General features: G+C 31.0%; 16 protein-coding genes and 3 tRNA genes. 17 read left to right on the top strand and 2 right to left on the bottom strand.

The window, feature by feature from the left end:
• Both ACOSP6_RS14905 and ACOSP6_RS14900 read right to left on the bottom strand, forming a co-directional pair.
• On the bottom strand, positions 1 to 768 hold the full coding sequence (locus ACOSP6_RS14905) for an NlpC/P60 family protein (protein WP_422093926.1): 768 nt from the start codon (positions 766 to 768) through the stop codon (positions 1 to 3).
• Between the two features lie 19 nt (positions 769 to 787).
• Positions 788 to 1,963: an acetyl-CoA C-acyltransferase gene (locus ACOSP6_RS14900; protein ID WP_422093927.1), complete on the bottom strand. Its 1,176-nt coding sequence runs from the start codon at positions 1,961 to 1,963 to the stop codon at positions 788 to 790.
• 102 nt (positions 1,964 to 2,065) lie between these two features.
• Here ACOSP6_RS14900 and ACOSP6_RS14895 point away from each other — a divergent pair, with 102 nt between their 5' ends.
• From ACOSP6_RS14895 to ACOSP6_RS14815, 17 genes are all read left to right on the top strand, one after another.
• Positions 2,066 to 4,126: an HD family phosphohydrolase gene (locus ACOSP6_RS14895; protein ID WP_422093928.1), complete on the top strand. Its 2,061-nt coding sequence runs from the start codon at positions 2,066 to 2,068 to the stop codon at positions 4,124 to 4,126.
• Positions 4,127 to 4,210: 84 nt separating this feature from the next.
• Positions 4,211 to 4,293, top strand: a tRNA-Ser gene (locus tag ACOSP6_RS14890).
• Between the two features lie 25 nt (positions 4,294 to 4,318).
• Positions 4,319 to 4,393: transfer RNA gene (locus ACOSP6_RS14885), tRNA-Pro, on the top strand.
• A 16-nt stretch (positions 4,394 to 4,409) separates the two neighbouring features.
• Positions 4,410 to 4,483, top strand: a tRNA-Arg gene (locus tag ACOSP6_RS14880).
• Between the two features lie 299 nt (positions 4,484 to 4,782).
• Complete coding sequence (locus ACOSP6_RS14875) at positions 4,783 to 5,256, top strand: hypothetical protein (protein WP_422093929.1); 474 nt, start codon at positions 4,783 to 4,785, stop codon at positions 5,254 to 5,256.
• Positions 5,257 to 5,319: 63 nt separating this feature from the next.
• Positions 5,320 to 5,739, top strand: a complete 420-nt coding sequence (locus tag ACOSP6_RS14870; RefSeq protein WP_422094062.1) for an HYC_CC_PP family protein — start codon at positions 5,320 to 5,322, stop codon at positions 5,737 to 5,739.
• 92 nt (positions 5,740 to 5,831) lie between these two features.
• On the top strand, positions 5,832 to 9,548 hold the full coding sequence (locus tag ACOSP6_RS14865; RefSeq protein ID WP_422093930.1) for an efflux RND transporter permease subunit: 3,717 nt from the start codon (positions 5,832 to 5,834) through the stop codon (positions 9,546 to 9,548).
• 2 nt (positions 9,549 to 9,550) lie between these two features.
• Positions 9,551 to 10,789, top strand: a complete 1,239-nt coding sequence (locus tag ACOSP6_RS14860) for a TolC family protein (protein ID WP_422093931.1) — start codon at positions 9,551 to 9,553, stop codon at positions 10,787 to 10,789.
• Positions 10,790 to 10,792: 3 nt separating this feature from the next.
• Complete coding sequence (locus ACOSP6_RS14855) at positions 10,793 to 11,518, top strand: heavy-metal-associated domain-containing protein (RefSeq protein ID WP_422093932.1); 726 nt, start codon at positions 10,793 to 10,795, stop codon at positions 11,516 to 11,518.
• Between the two features lie 5 nt (positions 11,519 to 11,523).
• Complete coding sequence (locus tag ACOSP6_RS14850; RefSeq protein WP_422093933.1) at positions 11,524 to 12,234, top strand: PepSY domain-containing protein; 711 nt, start codon at positions 11,524 to 11,526, stop codon at positions 12,232 to 12,234.
• Position 12,235: 1 nt separating this feature from the next.
• Positions 12,236 to 13,939, top strand: a complete 1,704-nt coding sequence (locus ACOSP6_RS14845) for an efflux RND transporter periplasmic adaptor subunit (protein ID WP_422093934.1) — start codon at positions 12,236 to 12,238, stop codon at positions 13,937 to 13,939.
• Between the two features lie 14 nt (positions 13,940 to 13,953).
• Entirely contained in the window at positions 13,954 to 14,388 is a 435-nt protein-coding gene (locus ACOSP6_RS14840) for a heavy-metal-associated domain-containing protein (RefSeq protein WP_422093935.1), read from the top strand.
• 165 nt (positions 14,389 to 14,553) lie between these two features.
• Positions 14,554 to 14,883, top strand: coding sequence for a YegP family protein (locus tag ACOSP6_RS14835; protein ID WP_422093936.1), 330 nt, complete (start codon positions 14,554 to 14,556; stop codon positions 14,881 to 14,883).
• 234 nt (positions 14,884 to 15,117) lie between these two features.
• A complete protein-coding gene (locus ACOSP6_RS14830) occupies positions 15,118 to 15,531 on the top strand; it encodes a response regulator (RefSeq protein WP_422093937.1) in 414 nt (137 codons plus the stop codon).
• 121 nt (positions 15,532 to 15,652) lie between these two features.
• The gene (locus ACOSP6_RS14825) at positions 15,653 to 17,962 is read left to right on the top strand and encodes a PAS domain S-box protein (RefSeq protein WP_422093938.1); all 2,310 of its coding nucleotides are present in this window, start codon (positions 15,653 to 15,655) and stop codon (positions 17,960 to 17,962) included.
• 7 nt (positions 17,963 to 17,969) lie between these two features.
• Positions 17,970 to 18,287, top strand: a complete 318-nt coding sequence (locus ACOSP6_RS14820) for an Hpt domain-containing protein (RefSeq protein WP_422093939.1) — start codon at positions 17,970 to 17,972, stop codon at positions 18,285 to 18,287.
• A gap of 15 nt (positions 18,288 to 18,302) precedes the next feature.
• Positions 18,303 to 19,025, top strand: a complete 723-nt coding sequence (locus tag ACOSP6_RS14815; RefSeq protein ID WP_422093940.1) for a LytR/AlgR family response regulator transcription factor — start codon at positions 18,303 to 18,305, stop codon at positions 19,023 to 19,025.
• Positions 19,026 to 19,551: the final 526 nt, after the last annotated feature.

The following is a 19,551-nucleotide window of genomic DNA, read 5'->3' as shown; positions in this document are numbered from 1 at the left end:
TTATATCATCTTTTTTATTACTCTTAAACGATGACTATGTTGATGAGTGTCTATATTGTAAATACCACTATGATCAAGTTTATCAATTCTTACTTTACCATGCGCGTGAATAATATTGTAGTCATTCATTATTATTCCAACATGTGTAATAACACCTTCTTCGTTATCAAAAAAAGCTAAATCTCCAGGTTCACATTCTTCAATAAAGCTTAAAACTTCACCTTGTGTAGCTTGTTCTTTAGCATCTCTGAGTAAATTATATCCACATAGTTTGTAAACAGTCTGTGTAAAACCAGAACAATCAATACCAAATGGAGTCTTACCTCCCCAGAAATAAGGAGAGTTTAGGAATAAATAGGCAGTTTCTACAATGGCATTTTTAGATAATTTTTTACCATTTACCTTTCCTTCATACTTATAAGAAGTATTATTAATTTTAAAAGAACTGTCTTTAAAAAAAGGCAATCGAGCGCCAATTGGAATTGTAGTTAAATTGTTTTCGGAATCTGTAATGAAATCTATCAAATCACCTGAATAAGTTTTTTCTTCCTTTTCAAGTTGATGATATAAATCCTCAGAAATTTCTTCGTACTGTTTATTGTCAATGAATCCTTCGTAACCATCAAAAGCCAATTTTATTTTACTCCATTTCTTAGTTTTCTCAAGAATATGAAAATGCTCTCCAAAAATAACTTGACTTACCATTTCAGAGGCATCATTAGCTTCTAAACGTAAAGGAACAATACTTAAATTACAGATTCCGAACAAACAATAATTATTTTAATGATTAAATTCTTTCGATTACCATTGCGCTAGCACCACCACCACCATTACAAATTCCAGCAGCACCAATTTTGGCGTTATTTTGCTTTAAAACAGATGTTAGTGCCATGATTATTCTTGCACCAGAAACTCCTAAAGGATGACCCAAAGAAACAGCTCCACCATTTACATTAACTTTATCTCCAGAAATTCCTAGAATTTTTGTGTTCGCTAAACCAACTACAGAAAACGCCTCATTTAATTCAAAATAATCAACATCTTCTATCTGAACGTTTGCTTTTGCTAGAGCTTTAGGTAATGCTTTTGCTGGTGCCGTAGTAAACCATTTTGGTTCATGTGCAGCATCTGCATATCCTCTAATTTTTGCTAATGGTTGAATTCCTAATTCTTCAGCCTTTTCTGCAGACATTAGTACTAAAGCTGCACCACCATCATTGATAGTAGAAGCGTTTGCTGCAGTAACAGTACCTTCTTTTGTAAATGCAGGCCGTAAAGCTGGAATTTTCTCCATTTTTACATTCTTGTATTCTTCATCTTCACTAAAGATAATTGGTTCTCCTCTTCGTTGTGGGATCTCAACAGGTACTACTTCGTCAGCGAACTTTCCTTCACTCCAAGCTTTCGCAGAACGATTATATGATTCAATTGCAAAAGCATCTTGATCTTCTCTTGAAAAGTTGTATTCCACAGCACATTCGTCAGCACATACTCCCATTGCAACTTGCTCATACGCGTCTACCAAGCCATCTTTTTGCATTCCATCCTCCATTTTTACAGGACCAAATTTTGTAGCAGTTCTGGCATGTTGGTAGTGAGGAATCATACTCATATTTTCCATACCACCAGCAACTACGATATCAGCATCACCTAAAGCTATAGCTTGTGCTCCTAACATGATTGATTTCATTCCTGATGAACACACTTTGTTTACAGTTGTACAAGGAACAGTATCCGGAATACCAGCCATAATAGCAGCTTGTCTCGCAGGAGCTTGTCCTAAACCAGCTGAAACTACATTTCCCATAAAAACTTCATTAACCATCTCTGGTTGTAAATTTATTTTATCTAAAGCACCTTTTATGGCAACAGCTCCAAGTTTAGGTGCAGGAATACTCGATAATGTTCCTAAAAAACTTCCTATTGGAGTTCTTGCTACAGATGCAATTACAACTTCTTTCATGTTATGTTTATTTGTTAAATAATGATATGCGAAAATAACCATTTTATACTTAGAACTCAAATAATACTAAAAGGTTATATTTACGCTAAGAAACAAGATGAAATGAAGAGATTAATAAGCTATTTATATAGAAATAATTCTATAGTTTATAAGGTTTTATTATTTATTATTACCGCTTTTGCAATTGTGTATTTCTTTCCAAAAGGAGGGAAGTTTCGATATGATTTTTCTCAAGGAAAACCATGGCAGTATGATAATTTATATGCTCCTTTTGATTTTGCTATACAAAAATCAGAAAAAGAGATTAACGACGAAATAGCTGAAATCACTTCTTCATCAAAGCAATATTTTTTATACGATACTGAAAAAACTAAAGAAATAGAGCAAAGTTTTATCGATAAGATGAAAGAACTTGAGTCTTCTGATAATCTAACAAAAGACGAAATAAAAAAGCTTTCTAAAAAAGGAATTCAACTTATTCAGGATATTTATAAGTACGGTTTTATAGATGATGTTTCCAAGAATAAGATTAATGATAATGCTATTGTGATTCTTAGAAAAAATGATTTTATTCAAGAAATTTCCTTTCAAAATTTTATTCAATCAAAAGATATATTAACAGCTATTAATGATAAGTTTAGTTCTTTTAAAAACTCTCAGGGTAAAAGTTACGTTTTTGAGTTATTATCAGAATTGATTCAACCCAACGTTAGTTTTGATGCAAAGTATACTCAAAAAGAGTTAGATGAAGTTTTAAATGACATTTCTTACACCAAAGGAATGGTAACGAAAGATGCTTTAATAATTCAGAAAGGAGATATTGTGGAAGGAGAAAGTTTGAGTGTATTAAAATCATTTAAAGAAGCTTCCAAATCACTAATATGGACAAAGTCTAATTACAATTGGTTAGTATTGGGGTATACTCTTTTAGTCTCTTTAGCATTGTTAATGCTATTGTTATTTTTAGATCGATACAGGAGAGAGATATTTTTAGACAATACGAAGGTTACTTTTATTTTTTCTAATGTATTGTTGATGATTTTCGCTCAGACCGTAATGGTAAAGTATAATTCAGACTTTTTGTATGTAATTCCATTAAGTATTTTACCTATAGTACTGAAAGCGTTCTTTGATGCTAGATTAGGTCTTTTTACACACGTGCTTACTGTTTTATTGCTAGGTTTTATAGTGCCAAATAGTTTTGAGTTCATTTATTTACATATTATAGCAGGTATTGTGACGATTCTATCTGTTACTGAGTTATACAAAAGAGCGAGTTTATTTATATCCATAGCGCAAATTACATTGATTTACATGGTTACCTATTTTGCTTTTTCCATTATAAAAGAGGGGAATATTAGCAATATAAAATGGGAATATTTCGGGTTATTTGCGGTGAACGGCTTGCTTTCTTTTTTAGCCGTGTTCTTTATTTATTTTTATGAAAAAGTTTTTGGTTTAGTATCCGATGTTACCTTACTTGAACTATCTAATACAAATTCAAAATTATTAAGAGAGTTAAATGAAAAAGCACCTGGAACTTTTCAGCATTCGATGCAAGTAGCCAATTTGGCAGAGGCAGCCGCAAATGAAATTGGAGCTAATTCGATGTTGGTTCGAACTGGAGCATTATATCATGATATTGGTAAAATGAAAAACCCTAAGTTTTTTACTGAAAATCAGATTACAGGTGTAAATCCACATAACGATTTGTCTCCAGGAGATAGTGCTCGAATAATTTTAGATCATGTTATAAACGGTATTGAAATAGCTAAGAAAAATAATATTCCTGACCGTATTATTGATTTTATCAGAACTCACCATGGAACAAGTCTGGTGTATTATTTTTATATGAAAGAAAAAGAGAGAAATCCGAATGTGGAAGTTGAGGAAAAAAAGTTTCGATATCGTGGTCCAATTCCTTTTTCTAAAGAAACAGCTATATTGATGATATGCGATGCAGCGGAAGCTGCGTCTAAAAGTTTACAAAATCCTTCGGCGCAATCAATAGATGAGTTAATAGATAAAATAGTAGAAGGACAAAAAGCCAATAATCAGTTTATAAATTCGAATATTACGTTTAGGGAAATTGAAAAAATTAAAAAAGTGATAAAAGGTAAATTAATGAATATCTATCATTTACGAATTGAATATCCAGAATAGTGATTTTTTTTAGCGAAAATATTTGTGAGATTGTTTTTCTAATGTTACATTTGCACTCGCAATTTTTAACTCTTTAAGAGTTGAGGAGAGGTGGCAGAGTGGTAATGCAGCAGCCTGCTAAGCTGTCATCGTTTTTCGATGCCCGGGTTCGAATCCCGGTCTCTCCGCAAAAAAATTGTAGATAACCATTTTCGGGGTGTAGCGTAGCCCGGTCATCGCGCCTGCTTTGGGAGCAGGAGGTCGCAGGTTCGAATCCTGCCACCCCGACAAAAAAATAGTTATTGGTCGCGTAGCTCAGCTGGATAGAGCATCTGCCTTCTAAGCAGACGGTCACAGGTTCGAATCCTGTCGCGATCACAATAAGCCTTACTAGTTTTAGTAAGGCTTTTTTGTTGTTTTTCAGTAAGTCGTTATTTCTCGTTGGTTTATATACAAGAAGTTCCCTTACTAAACTAATTTTAGAAGAAAACTGTTCTTTGTAAGTTTTGTTTAATTCATAAAGTGAAATATGATTAAATAAAACGGAATAGCATTATTATAGATGAAATGAGTTTTATTTTATGATTTTTCATAAGACAAATAAATTTAAAATTAACAGATAAAATATATTTTTGGAGTAATATAATTAGTCTGATTAAATGCATTTAAAAAAACAAATGAAAACAATAACAGAAGTAGAAATATCTGAAATTAAAAAAAACATTGAGATTATAACTTCTTCGTCTTTATATGAAGGCGATTTTGGGGATACTATTTCAAAGTCTATACTTTTAAAGTCTGGAGTTTCTAAAGATCTTGTTGAAAATAAATATTTATCAAACTATTACTATTTTTTAGAAAATATTGGTTTTGGAGAATTGGATGATTCATTTTTTATAGAAGATGCTCCGATAAACAGTTTTGAAATTTTTGGAAAAGATCGAAAGCATCTAGAACATTTATATATTTTCGCTAACAATATGAGTGAATATTCTTATGCATTTGATTTTAAAAACAAATGTAATGTTGTATCAATTGATTCAAGTGGTGATGTTTCTAAATTAGACAAAGAATCATTTTCTGATTTTATTAAAAGTAAAATTGAAGAATTAGTGGAAATTGTAAAATGGAGGGAACAAGATTTTAGTTAATTTATATCCAAAAGTTTTATCATTATTAGAGGTTTTTAAAATTTTGTAACTTTGTTTTTAATAATGAAAAATGTTTTAACTAAAATAACAGCTGTTCTAATGACATTTGTAGTATTATTTTCTACAATGTCATTTACTATTAGTAGTCACTATTGTGGTGATTACCTAGTAGGTGTGAGTTATTTTGGAAAAGCAAAATCATGCGGAATGGAAATGACTTCTAATAATTCTTTAGAGGAATGTTCTATCACCAAGAAAAATTGTTGTAAAGATACCGTAGATTTAATCAAAGGTCAGGATGTATTAAAAAAGACTTCTTTTGATTCATTAGCACTGGAGCAACAATTATTTATAGCTTCATTTTATTATTCGTACTATAATCTTTTTAGTGCGCTTAATAATAAGGTAACTCCTTTTAAATATTATTCACCACCTCTCATTGTAAAGGATATTCAGGTTCTTCATGAGGTATATTTAATATGATTTAAACGATAAAGCAGTTAAAGCGTATGAACTTTGTATGCTTTAGTGATTGGTGATTAGTCACCTAAGTTTAATCATATAAAATATATTTTATGCTAAAAAAAAGCATTAAATTTTTAATAGAAAATAAGTTAGTAGCTGTATTGTTACTGCTGCTATTCATTGGTTGGGGAGTTGTAACTTCACCTTTTAGTTGGGATGTTGGTTTTTTACCTAATAACCCTGTAGCAGTTGATGCTATTCCTGATATAGGAGAAAATCAACAAATAGTTTTTACAAAGTGGGATGGTCGGTCTCCACAAGATATTGAAGATCAAATAACGTATCCATTAACAACATCTTTGTTAGGGATTTCTGGTGTTAAAACAATTCGTAGTTCTTCGATGTTTGGATTTTCAAGTATATACATCATTTTTGATGAGAATGTCGATTTCTACTGGAGTAGGTCTCGTATTCTGGAAAAACTAAATTCATTACCCAGTAATTTATTACCTGAAGGAGTTAGTCCCTCACTTGGACCAGATGCAACAGGTTTAGGACAAATCTTTTGGTATACTTTAGAAGGAAGAGACGAAAACGGAAAAGTAACAGGCGGTTGGGATTTACATGAACTGCGAAGTATTCAAGATTACTACGTCAAGTATGCTCTTTCATCTGCAAGTGGTGTATCTGAGGTTGCTTCAATTGGAGGTTATGTGCAAGAATATCAAATCGATGTTAACCCAGAACTCTTACGTCAATATAATATAGGCTTAAAAGAGGTAGTAAAGGCCGTCAAGTTTAGTAATCAGGATATTGGAGCGCAAACTATAGAGATTAATCAAGCTGAGTATTTAGTCAGAGGTTTGGGCTATATAAAAGGTATTTCAGACATTGAGAATGCGGTTATAACATCTAAAAATTATACGTCGCTTAGAGTTAAGAATATTGCAAAAGTTACGCTAGGAGCAAAAGCAAGAAGAGGAATATTGGATAAGGAAGGAGCTGAAGTTGTTGGAGGAGTTGTAGTATCTCGTTATGGAGCGAATCCTTTAGAGGTTATTAATAATGTAAAATCTAAAATAAAAGAATTAAGCTCAGGTTTACCCACTAAAGTCCTTAAAGATGGAAGAACTTCTCAGTTAACCATAGTGCCATTTTATGATAGAACTGAGTTGATTCAAGAAACGCTGCATACACTTAATGAAGCTTTAACTTTAGAAATACTGATTACTATTTTGGTAATCATAGTAATGGTGTTTAATTTGAGAGCATCCATACTTATTTCGGGGTTATTACCAGTAGCTGTGTTAATGGTTTTTGTAGCGATGAAAGCCTTCGGAGTAGATGCGAATATTGTAGCTTTATCAGGGATTGCTATTGCTATTGGAACAATGGTAGATGTCGGTGTTATTTTAGCCGAGAATATTATTCGACATATTGAAACAAGTAGTAACAAGCAGTCAATGAATACTATTGTTTATAATGCAACTTCAGAAGTTTCAGGAGCAATTATTACGGCCGTAATGACTACAGTAATTAGTTTTATTCCGGTGTTTACCATGATTGGTGCAGAAGGAAAGCTGTTTCGTCCGTTAGCTTTTACTAAAACTTTTGCTTTGATAGCGGCTATTATTGTAGCGTTGTTTATCATTCCACCATTTGGAGCTTTCATTTTTAAAAAGAAAGAACTCACAGTAAGATTAAAATATGTAGTAAACACGTTACTTATTTTTAGTGGATTGATAGGAGTCTTTTACGGAAATTTACTGGGAATAGTTTTAATTGGTTTTGGAGTTGCAGGTTTTTTAATTCAGTTTGATAAAATTTCTTCAAAAAGAGGAAATCTTATTAATATCATTATTTCTGCAACAGCTATTATTGGATTATTAGCTACTTATTGGAGACCTTTAGGAGTTGATAAAAGTGTTTTATTAAATATTCTTTTCGTCGCAATTATTTGTTTGGGATTATTAGGATTCTTTTCAATTTTTCAAAAGTATTACAGTCAAATATTACAATGGGCCTTACAGCACAAATTGTTGTTTTTTACCATTCCTATAACGGTGTTGATATGTGGTTTTCTAATATTCAAGAATACAGGAAAAGAGTTCATGCCATCTTTAAATGAAGGTTCTTTTCTCTTGATGCCAACCTCAATGCCACATTCTGGAGTAGATGAAAACAAGCGTGTATTACAGCAATTAGATATGGCCGTGGCGAATATTCCTGAAATAAAAACTGTAGTTGGAAAAGCAGGAAGGGTGGAGTCAGCTTTAGATCCAGCTCCTATGTCAATGTATGAAAATGTAATTCTATACAAACCAGAATATTTGTTAAACACTAAAGGAGAGCGTCAACGTTTTAAGATTAATAAAGAAGGGTTGTTTGTTTTGAAAAATGGTGAAGTTGTGGCTAATCCAAATGTGTCAAGTCAAACATCTAAAATGATTTTTTATGAAGTAAATGAAAATGATCTTATTGAAGATGTAGATGGTGAATTTTATAGGGCTTGGAGACCAACAATTAAGTCGCCAAATGATATTTGGAATGAAATAGTTAAGGTTACCAAGTTGCCAGGAGTAACATCTGCTCCTAAGTTACAGCCAATAGAAACTCGTTTGGTGATGTTGCAAACTGGAATGAGAGCACCTATGGGAATTAAAGTGAAAGGTCAAGATTTAAAACAGATTGAAGCTTTTGGAATTCAGTTAGAAAATGTTTTAAAAGAAGTTGAAGGTGTTAAAAAAGAAGCTGTTTTTGCTGATAGAATTGTAGGTAAGCCATATTTGTTAATTGATATAAATCGAGAAAAATTAGCTCGATACGGAGTTTCAATACAAACGGTTCAAGATGAATTAAAAGTTGCAGTAGGAGGAATGCAAATTACACAGACTGTTGAAGGAAGAGAACGTTATGGAATTCGTGTTAGATATCCTAGAGAGTTGCGTTCAAATCCAACTGATTTGCAAAATATTTACATTCCTGTTTCTAAAGGTAATTATGTTCCATTAAGTGAATTAGCTTCTATACGATATGAAAAGGGTGCGCAAGTAATTAAAAGTGAGGATACTTTTTTAATTGGTTATGTGCTCTTTGATAAGTTGTCAGATTTTGCTGAGGTAGCTGTTGTAGAAAAAGCTCAAGATGCTATTCAACAAAAAATCAATTCTGGTGAGTTAGTTGTCCCGAAGGGAATATCATATCAGTTTACTGGAACTTATGAAAATCAAATTAGAGCAGAGAAAACATTGTCGGTTGTAGTACCTCTGGCGTTAATCATTATCTTTTTAATTCTGTATTTCCAGTTTAGGTCTATTTCCACATCATTAATGGTTTTTACAGGAATTGCAGTTGCATTTGCAGGGGGATTTATCATGATGTGGTTATATGGTCAGGATTGGTTCTTGAACTTCAGTGTATTTGGAAAAAACTTAAGAGAACTTTTTCAGATGCATCCTATTAATTTGAGTGTAGCAGTTTGGGTTGGTTTTATTGCGTTATTCGGTATTGCTACTGATGATGGTGTGGTTATGGCAACCTATTTAAAACAAACGTTTGAGAAAGAAAAGCCATCATCAATCGAAGCAATAAGGGCTGCCGCTTTACATGGAGGGAATAAAAGAATTAGAGCCTGTTTAATGACTACAGCGACTACTATTTTAGCTTTGTTACCTGTATTGACATCAACTGGAAGAGGAAGTGATATTATGATTCCAATGGCAATTCCTGCTTTTGGAGGAATGATAATAGATATTACGTCTTATTTCATTGTACCAGTATTGTTTAGTATGAGAGAAGAGTTTTTATTAAAAAGAAGAATTAAGTAAGTATGAATAAGTTTTATATAAAATGTTTTCTGTTAGTAGTTTCTGTTTTCTTATCGTCTAAAATAAATGCGCAGGAATTACAATCGTATATAAATGAAGCTTTAGAGAATAATCCTGAGATACAGCAATTTGAATTAAAGTACCAACGTATTTCTGAAAAACAGAATGAGGTGAATACACTTCCAAATACTGAATTTGGAGTAGGGTTTTTTGCAAGTTCTCCTGAAACAAGAACTGGGGCACAAATATTTAAAGTGTCAGTGAAGCAAATGATTCCATTTTTCGGAACAATCACAGCTCGAGAAAATTATGCTTCGTCACTAGCAGATATCTCGTACCAGGATATTGTTATTAAGAAAAGAAAACTGATAGCAAAGGTTTCTCAATCATACTACAAACTGTATGAAATTAAAGCCAAGCAAATTGTTTTAGAAGAGAATATCAAGTTACTATCTACTTATGAAAAATCAGCATTAACCTCTGTTGAAGTTGGAAAAGCCTCTGCTGTTGATGTACTAAAGCTTCAAATTCGGCAAAACGAATTAGAGCAGAATAAGGATGTTTTGAAAGAACAGTTTTTAGGTGAACAAGCTGTTTTTAATAAATTATTAAATAGAGAGGTAGATAATGCTATTTCGTTAGTTGGTCGTTTGCAAATGCCAAACGAAGTTCTATCGTTTAATTCCGATGATGTAAAGTTTCATCCTGAGTTGATAAAATTTGATCGTTTGTTTGCTTCTGTTGAAAAATCAGAATTGCTTAATCAAAAGCAGAGCAAGCCAATGTTAGGATTTGGTGTAGATTATATTAACGTTGAAAAAAGGCCTAACATGTCTTTTGATGATAACGGGAAAGATATTTTAATGCCAATGCTTTCTTTGTCGATTCCTATTTTTAATAAAAAATATACTTCATTAAGTAAACAAAATAAGTTACAACAGGATGAGGTTTTAAGTCAAAAACAACAACGTTTTAACGCATTGGAAGCAAAATTACAAAAGGCTGTTTCCAATAGAAATGTAGCATTTATAAATTATAAAACCCAGCAAAAGAATTTAAATCAAGCTAAAAATGCTCAACAAATTTTGATCAAAAGTTATGAAACAGGAACAATTGATTTTAATGATGTTTTAGATATTCAAGAGTTACAATTAAAGTTTCAAATGAATATGATAAACTCAAAGGTTTCCTTTTATAATCAAAGTGTTTTGATTAATTATTTAATAACTAAAAAAGAGTAAAAAATGAATCATATATATAAAGTTACTGGAATGACCTGTGGAGGTTGTAAAGCCTCGGTTGAAAATAGTTTAAAATCCATTAAAGGTATTGAAGATGTAACTGTTAATTTAGAGAGTAGTGAAGTAGAGATAAATATGAGTCATCATATAAAATTATCAGAGCTTCAAAATGCATTATTAGATAAATATCAAATTTCAGAAACCACAAAAAACACTCAAGAATCGTATTCAACTAATGATTTGTTTGACGAGGAAGAGAGTAAGTTTCAGCAGTTAAAACCATTGTTTTTAATCTTGTTTTATATTACAACAGCAAGTGTTTTAATTCATAAAGATAATTGGAGTTGGAATGAGTTTATGCTCGATTTTATGGGACTGTTTTATATCGTATTTAGCTTTTTCAAAATGCTAGATTTAAAAGGTTTTCCCGATTCTTTTAGAATGTATGATTCTTTGGCAAAAAAAGTTCCAGTTTATGCTAAAATTTATCCGTTTATAGAAACAGCTCTTGGTTTAATGTTTCTTTTACGTTTTGAGGTGAAAATTGCTTTAATTTTAACCTTAATAATTCTTGGAATTACCACAGTAGGAGTTACGAAAACACTTTTAGATAAAAAGGCAATTCGTTGTGCTTGTTTAGGTACAGCTCTAAAACTACCTATGACAGAGGCTACTTTTATAGAAAATGCAATTATGATTGTAATGGCAGTAATAATGTTGATAAATTAAGAATAATGGTAAAACGACAAACAGCAATTAAAATAAGAAAAGCACATCGATACTTAGGTTTGTTTTTAGGGGTTCAGTTTTTATTATGGACTATAAGTGGTTTGTACTTTAGTTGGACAGATATTGATGAAATTCACGGAGATCATTTCAAAAACTTAAATTATCAACCTCAAGCTTTTGATAGTTTAATAAGTCCATCACAACTTCAAATTTCTGAAGGGATTAAAACAATAGAGTTAAGAGATATTAATAATACTCCGCATTATTGGATTAATAAAAGTCACTTATATAATGCTTTTAACGGAAATAAAAAAGAAGGGATAACCAAAGATGAGGCATTATATATCTCAAAGAATAATATGAAATCTGATTTAGAAGTTGCTTCTATTGAGTTAATTAAAGAAGTGGGAAAACATCATGAATATCGTGAAAAATTGTTACCTGCTTACGTCATTTCTTATGAAACAAGTGAATCTGTAAAAGCATATGTTTCACTTGTAGATGGAAAGTTTCAAACAGTTAGACATCAAAGTTGGAGGTGGTTTGATTTTTTATGGATGACACACACAATGGATTATGAAGGTAGAGATGATTTCAATACAACTATTTTAAGAGTATTTTCTTTACTTGGATTGATTACCGTTTTAAGTGGATTTTTACTATGGTACACTTCGTCTCCAACAGTAAGAAAGTTAGTTCAAAGAAAAAATAAATAATATGAAAAAGTATTTAGCTTACTTAGTAACATTAATAGTCGGCTTATTATTGGGTTGGCTACTTTTTGGTGGTTCTAATGATAATATATCTTCTCACAATCATTCTAAAGAAAGTGCAACGAAACAAATGTGGACTTGCTCAATGCATCCTCAAATTATGCAACCTGATGAAGGTGATTGTCCTATTTGTGGAATGGATTTAATTCCAGCAGAATCTGGATCTGAAGGTTTGTCTGCTGATCAATTTAAATTAACAAAGAATGCAATGGCACTTGCTAATGTGCAAACTACTGTAATCGGAACAAACTTAGATGAAGGAAATATAATTACTCTTTCTGGGAAAGTAGTTGAAAATGAGGAAATGAATTTAGTACAGGCTAGTTATTTTAATGGTAGAATTGAACGATTATATATTAATTCTACTGGTGAAAAAATTAAAATAGGCCAGTTGTTGGCTACAATTTATTCTCCGGAATTGATAAAAGCTCAACAAGAATTATTAACAGCGTCAAGTTTAAAAGATAGTCAGCCAGAATTGTACAATGCAGTACGAAATAAATTAAAATTCTGGAAACTGTCGGAGACACAAATCAACCAAATTGAAAGTGCTAAAAAAGTGCAGGAAAATTTACCAATTTTTGCTACTGTTTCTGGTGTGGTTATTGAAAAAATGGTAGCTCAGGGTGATTATGTAAAGCAAGGGGAAGCTTTGTTAAAAGTTACTAATTTATCTAAAGTTTGGGCAAATTTTGATGTTTATGAAAATCAAATTCAGTATTTCAAAAAGGGACAAGAAATTGTAGTTTCGACTAACGCTTTTCCAAATGAAGTTTTTGCATCTAAAATTGATTTTATTGATCCTGTTATGAATACTGCTACAAGAACAACTAACTTAAGAGTAGTTTTGGATAATAAAAATGAGAAGTTTAAACCAGGGATGTTTGTAGTAGGAAAAGCAGATGCAGTTAAAAAGGAAAGAAATAATGAATTAAATATTCCAGCTTCTGCAGTAATGTGGACGGGAAAACGCTCAATAGTCTACGTAAAAGTAAAGTCAGATACCCCCGTTTTTGAAATGAGAGAAGTGGTTTTAGGAAATAAAATAGGAAGTAATTATATAATTCTAAGCGGACTGAAATCAGGTGAAGAAATAGTAACGAATGGAACTTTTACTATAGATGCTTCGGCTCAATTATCAGGAAAAAAGTCAATGATGAATAATACTGATTTACAGAATGAAATATTTGATGTCTCCACTAATTTTAAAAACCAACTTCAAAAGGTGTATGAAAATTATATCCTATTGAAAGACGCATTGATTAAGTCAGATAAAAATACAGCGAGTATAGAGGCTAAAAAACTCAATAAAAGTTTAGCGGAAATTGACGCTAAATTGTTGACGAATGAGAAAGCCTATGAAAAATGGATTGTTTTGTTTAAAACCATGAATACAAAGAGTGAAAATATTGGTCAATCCAAGGATTTAAAAATACAACGAAAAGAATTTAAACCGTTATCTAACCATTTAATTACAGCTGTAGAATCCTTTGGAATTACAGAAACAACGTATAAGCAATTTTGTCCTATGGCAGATAATGATAAAGGTGGGTTTTGGTTAAGTAAAGAAGATAAAGTGCTGAATCCTTATTTTGGAGATATGATGCTAAAATGTGGTGAGGTAAAAGAAACAATTAATAACAAGTAAATAAATATATAATCATGAGAAAAGTAATTTTAAGTATCGCTTTAGTAGCAACAGTAGGTTTAGTAAGCTGTAAAAACGAAGCAAAAAAAGAAACTACTACTGAAACAGAACAAACAACTAATACAGCAGTTGCAGTAAAGGAAAGCACTTTCGGAGTGAGAGGTAACTGTGGAATGTGCAAGAATACAATTGAAACAGCGGCAAATGGTGTTGATGGAGTAAGTAAGGCGGAATGGGATAAGTTAAGAAAGGAGATTAAGGTTTCTTTTGATGAATCTAAGACAAATATTGATGCTATCCACAATGCAATTGCGGCGTCAGGTTATGATACTGATAAAGTAATGGGAGATACATCCGCTTATGAAAACTTACCAGGTTGTTGTAAATATGATCATGAAATGGAAATGAGTTTAAAAGGAGATGTGAAAGCAAGTGAAGATACTCACTAATTGTGTTTGTTTCATATGATTGAAATTAAGGAATCAGATTAAATATCTTTTCATTAAGAAAGTCTTACTAATTTTAGTGAGACTTTTTATGTCTGCGAAATAGCTGGTTTTTGTTTTATAATAATTAAAATATATATTTATAACGAACATTAAAACATTTATAGAATGGGAAAATTTGAAATTTACAAAGACAAAAGAGGTGAGTTTAGGTTTAGATTGAAAGCAGGAAATGGTCAATCTATTTTAGCAAGTGAAGGTTATGCATCAAAAGCCTCGTGTAATAACGGAATAGAATCAGTAAAAAAGAATTCTAAAAACGATGCAAGTTTTGAAAGATTAGAGTCAAAAGATGGTTCACCTTATTTTAATTTAAAAGCTTCAAATGGTCAAGTAATTGGAACCAGTGAAAAATATTCGTCAAATAGTGCAATGGAAAACGGAGTAGAGTCGGTAAAAAAGAATGCTCCTGACGCGTCTGTTGAAGATTTGAGCTAGAATAACTCATAGATTCATAACTATAAAACTACAGTGCTATTTGGTACTGTAGTTTTTTTTAAACCTAAAAATATAAATATTCAAGCGGACTTTTAAGCCTTTCGTCTGTTAAGTAATTCTGTTCGTCTATACTTTTAAACCTTTTATCGGATAATAACATATGTTAAACTAAAGTATTTGATGATTAAATTATTATGAGCTAACTTGCGAATTAGGGATTAAATTATTTTAGGAATGCAAAACGTATTAACAATAATGTTAATTGAAGACGATCAGATTGAAGTTATGAAATTCAATCGGATTTTATCCAAAATGGAAATGAATCATAATGTGATTGAAGCTAATAATGGGGAAGAGGCTTTAAATTACTTATTAAAAAAAGAAAATCTACCAAGTATTATTCTTTTAGATCTAAATATGCCTAAAGTAAACGGTATTGAGTTTTTAAAGATTTTAAAGAATGACGATGTGCTAAAATATATACCTACAATTGTTTTAACCACATCAAACAATTATAAAGATATCTTCGAATGTTATAAAATTGGTATAGCTGGTTATTTAGTTAAACCATTAAAGTACGAAGATTATAAAAATAAACTAATAAAATTATTATCTTACTGGAGCGTTAATGAATTGATTACAGTTTAAACACTAAAGTCGCTACCAAACTTTGTGGCTAATTGCCAGAATTTAAGCTTGTTAATTTTTTCATTTCAAAAACATAAGTGTTTTAAGAATAGAATTTAATCAAATTCTAAAACTGAAGTTTATGGACGAGAATGAAATTTTGAGTTTAAAAAAGGCTTTAGAAGAAGAACGTGTTGCGAGAAAATTAGCTGAACAGAAATACGCTAAACTAGAGGAAAGTTTACTTCAAAAAGAGTCTGAATTTAAAGGTATTTATGAGAATGTCAATGATGCGTTTGTGTTAATTGACTTAAATGGTTATGTGCTAAAAATGAATAAAATAGCCGAGGAAATGTTCGGTTATGAGGTCAATGGTAAGACCTTGAATTTGATGAAATTAGTGCATCCTAAAGATTACAAATACACTTTAGAGGCCTTTAAAAAACTATTAAAAACTGGTCGTTATTCAAAGTATAGATCAAGAATAATAGCTTTAGATGACTCAATCAAAACACTTGAAGTTAATTGTAGTTTAGTTCGGGATAAAAATGGAGAGATAACTGGAGCACTTGGTATTGCTAGAGATGTTACGCAAGAAATTGAAGTTCAGGAGCTATTAGAACAGCAGAAAAAGCAATTAGATATAATTTTTGATAATTCACCTGTTGGAATTGTACTTTCTAAGGAAAGAGATGATGATTTTCTGCTTATAAACAAGGCTATAGGTGATATGCTTGGTTATACTATGGAGGAAATGAAAGAGGTTACAGTTAACCAATTCACCCATCCCGATGATAGAAAAATTTCGCAGAGATATCGTGATAGATTGTCTTTAGGAAAAATAGATAATTACAACATAGAAAAACGATATGTCAAAAAAAATGGAGAAGTTGTCTGGGCTAAAACTGTCGTGAACTCTGTAAAAGATAAAGAAGGGAAAGTAAAGTTTCAGGTTGCGATTGTTGAGGATATTACAGAAAACAAACTGGCTAAAGAAAAGTTAATTGAGTCTGAAAATAGATTATCTTCTCTAATATCTAATTTAGATAGCGGTGTGCTATTGGAAAACGAGAAACGAGAAATCTCTATCGTAAATAAGAAATTCTGTGATATTTTCTCTTTACCAATTTCTCCAGATGCGCTTGTGGGAAAAGATTGTGTGAAGCTTTTAAAAGAAGCTAAAACATATTTTGAAGAACCACATAAGTTAGAAACGAGAATTAATAAACTAATAAAGGATAAAAAAGTTATTCTAGGTGATGAACTTCGATTAATTGATGGAAGAATCTTAGAAAGAGATTATATCCCAATCGGACAGGATAGTGAGTATAAAGGACATTTATGGACCTATCGTGATGTTACGCTATCTCGAAATTATAGAAAAAACCTGGAAACGCAGAAAAAGAGATACAGTAACATTATTGCGAATTTAAAACTAGGCTTAGTTGAATTAAGTGGAGAGGGCAAAATTCTTTCAACGAACAAGAGTTTTGTTAAAATGACGGGATTCGAAGAAGAAGAATTGCTAGGAAAGAGTTTAAGAGGTTTGTTTAGAAAAGAGCGAATAAAAGATCTTATTCAACAAAGAAACAAAGGTAAAAGAGAAGGGAAGACAGGTTCTTACGAACTGAAGTTTATTAACAATTTTAATGAAGAAAAGATTCTTTTAGTTAGTGCAGCTCCGAGTTATAGTATTAAAGGAGAAATGATCGGTTCAATAGGAATCATTTTAGATATTACTCATATCAAAAAATTAGAATCACAAAAAGAAGAATTATTAAAAACTTTGGAGATGAGAAATGTAGAGCTAGAGGAATATGCTCACATTGTTTCTCATGATTTAAAATCTCCTTTACGAAGTATTTCTGCATTAACCAGTTGGCTGAAGGAAGATTATGGAGATAATATTGGGGAAGATGGTTTAAAAAATATCAATTTGATTCAAGAGGTGGTTCAGAAGATGGAAGCTTTGATTAATGATATATTGAACTATTCAAGCATTAAAGAAAAATCGGGAGAATTAGAAGAGGTGGATCTTTATGAGCTTATTCAAGATATTGAAAAGCTAATTTTAGTTCCTAAGCATATAAAGATAAATATTGATAAAAATTTACCTGTTATTAAAGCTGATAAAGTTAGAATTCAGCAGCTGTTTCAAAATCTAATAAGTAACGCTGTTAATTATTCCGATAAAGAACAGGGTTATGTTAATATCAATTATCAAGAGAAGAAGAAACATCACTTGTTTTCTGTTGAAGATAATGGAGTTGGAATAGCGAAAGAGTATCACGATAAAATATTTAAAGTGTTTGAGTCGCTAGGAGATCATAAAGATTCAACTGGAATCGGTTTGTCCATCGTTAAAAAAATTGTTGATATTTATGAAGGGAAAATTTGGTTGGAAAGTGAAGAAGGAAAAGGAACCACTTTCTTTATAGAATTTAAAAAATAATAGATCCATGAACGAAGAACCAAATATAAACTACATTCAACAGTTGTCAGGTGGAGATATAGAATTTGAAGAAAAAATGATGTCTATTTTGAAGAAGGAGCTTCCTTTCGAGATAGAAACGTATTTAAATACACTAAAAATCAATAATTTACAACAAACTGCAGAAATCGTTCATAAAATTAAACATAAAATTAGTATTTTAGGCTTGGAAAAATCTTATCAGTTCACAATTCAATACGAAAAAGAACTACTTGAGGGTAATAAAAGTAAGCATGAAGATTTTTTGAAGATATTAAATACAATGTCTGATTTTTTGACCAAATAAATAAAAACATCTTAAATGAATTGTTTAATTATTGATGATGAATCTGCTGCAAGAGCAATTGTAGAGCAGTTATGTAAAAACGAAGGAACTTTAACTGTTATTGATCAGTTTTCCAATGCAATACAGGCGATTAAATATTTAAATCAAAATGAGGTTGATTTAATCTTCCTCGATATACATATGCCTGATTTTACTGGTTTTGATTTAATACAAACCTTAAAGAATCCTCCTAAAATAATTTTAACAACATCAGATGCGAAGTTTGCTATAGATGCTTTTGAATACGAGTGTATCGTTGACTATTTGGTAAAACCAATTACATTACCGAGATTTCAGAAAGCCATTGAGAAGGCGAAAAAATTTACCATTAAAAAACCGGTAAATCAAGAGACGGCTGCAAGTTCCAATGGAGAAAGCAAAGAAGAGGAATCTCAATTGTATATTAACATTGATCGCAGACTTATTAAGATTGAAATACCAAGTATTTATCTTGTAGAAGCTAAAGGCGATTATATTTTAATAAAAACAGATACAAAAAATTACACTGTTCATTCTACATTAAAGAAAATTGAGGAAAAACTGCCGAAAGATTTATTTTTAAAGGTGCATAGGTCTTATATCATCAATCTAAAGAGAATTATAGATATTGAGGATAATAGTGTTTTAATTGCCAAAGATGTTGTTCCTGTGAGTAGATCTAATAGGTCTGAACTTATGAAAAGATTAAACTTATTGTAGCTGCTCATTTATAAGATATATTTTTACTTTTTCCATTTATCGATATAAATTACCATTTAATCTATACAAAAAGGAGGTATAACGAATACTTTCAAATCAAACCTTTATTTGACCTTATCTTTGTAGTGTATTTAAGATTGAAAGTATTAAATACATAAAGTACACTTTGAAAAAAGTTTTTTTCATTTTTTGAGTTCCCCAACTTAAAAAAAATGAAGGTTTTTAGATTTATTTGGTTGATTAATATAAACCCTTTCATACACTTCTACAAAATTGAAAGGGTTTTATTTTTGTCCTAATTTCCCCTTTTTATTTCAGTTTTACAGCTTATCGACCTATTGTAACTATTGGTCTACGATACTGTTTAGATATAACGAATAATAGACTTTTTGGGTTTAATTGTGATGTATATTTGAAGCGTAGTTAAGTTTTAGTTTTTTTTCATTTTTAACCATATTAAAAAGAAAAAATAATTAAAGGTTTTTAGATTTATTTGGTTGATTAAGAACCCTTTTGCCGCTCTTCT

The organism is Tenacibaculum sp. MEBiC06402 (assembly GCF_049239625.1).
Lineage (GTDB): Bacteria > Bacteroidota > Bacteroidia > Flavobacteriales > Flavobacteriaceae > Polaribacter.
The sequence above is the reverse complement of the archived record's forward strand: the minus strand, read 5'-3'. Positions and strand labels throughout refer to the sequence as shown.

Excerpts from the sequence above, each read along its gene's own strand:
- ACOSP6_RS14900 (WP_422093927.1), bottom strand. The coding sequence starts at position 1,963 with ATGAAAGAAGTTGTAATTGCATCTGTAGCAAGAACTCCAATAGGAAGT.
- ACOSP6_RS14895 (WP_422093928.1), top strand. The coding sequence starts at position 2,066 with ATGAAGAGATTAATAAGCTATTTATATAGAAATAATTCTATAGTTTAT.
- ACOSP6_RS14875 (WP_422093929.1), top strand. The coding sequence starts at position 4,783 with ATGAAAACAATAACAGAAGTAGAAATATCTGAAATTAAAAAAAACATT.
- ACOSP6_RS14870 (WP_422094062.1), top strand. The coding sequence starts at position 5,320 with ATGAAAAATGTTTTAACTAAAATAACAGCTGTTCTAATGACATTTGTA.
- ACOSP6_RS14865 (WP_422093930.1), top strand. The coding sequence starts at position 5,832 with ATGCTAAAAAAAAGCATTAAATTTTTAATAGAAAATAAGTTAGTAGCT.
- ACOSP6_RS14860 (WP_422093931.1), top strand. The coding sequence starts at position 9,551 with ATGAATAAGTTTTATATAAAATGTTTTCTGTTAGTAGTTTCTGTTTTC.
- ACOSP6_RS14855 (WP_422093932.1), top strand. The coding sequence starts at position 10,793 with ATGAATCATATATATAAAGTTACTGGAATGACCTGTGGAGGTTGTAAA.
- ACOSP6_RS14850 (WP_422093933.1), top strand. The coding sequence starts at position 11,524 with ATGGTAAAACGACAAACAGCAATTAAAATAAGAAAAGCACATCGATAC.
- ACOSP6_RS14845 (WP_422093934.1), top strand. The coding sequence starts at position 12,236 with ATGAAAAAGTATTTAGCTTACTTAGTAACATTAATAGTCGGCTTATTA.
- ACOSP6_RS14840 (WP_422093935.1), top strand. The coding sequence starts at position 13,954 with ATGAGAAAAGTAATTTTAAGTATCGCTTTAGTAGCAACAGTAGGTTTA.
- ACOSP6_RS14835 (WP_422093936.1), top strand. The coding sequence starts at position 14,554 with ATGGGAAAATTTGAAATTTACAAAGACAAAAGAGGTGAGTTTAGGTTT.
- ACOSP6_RS14830 (WP_422093937.1), top strand. The coding sequence starts at position 15,118 with ATGCAAAACGTATTAACAATAATGTTAATTGAAGACGATCAGATTGAA.
- ACOSP6_RS14825 (WP_422093938.1), top strand. The coding sequence starts at position 15,653 with ATGGACGAGAATGAAATTTTGAGTTTAAAAAAGGCTTTAGAAGAAGAA.
- ACOSP6_RS14820 (WP_422093939.1), top strand. The coding sequence starts at position 17,970 with ATGAACGAAGAACCAAATATAAACTACATTCAACAGTTGTCAGGTGGA.
- ACOSP6_RS14815 (WP_422093940.1), top strand. The coding sequence starts at position 18,303 with ATGAATTGTTTAATTATTGATGATGAATCTGCTGCAAGAGCAATTGTA.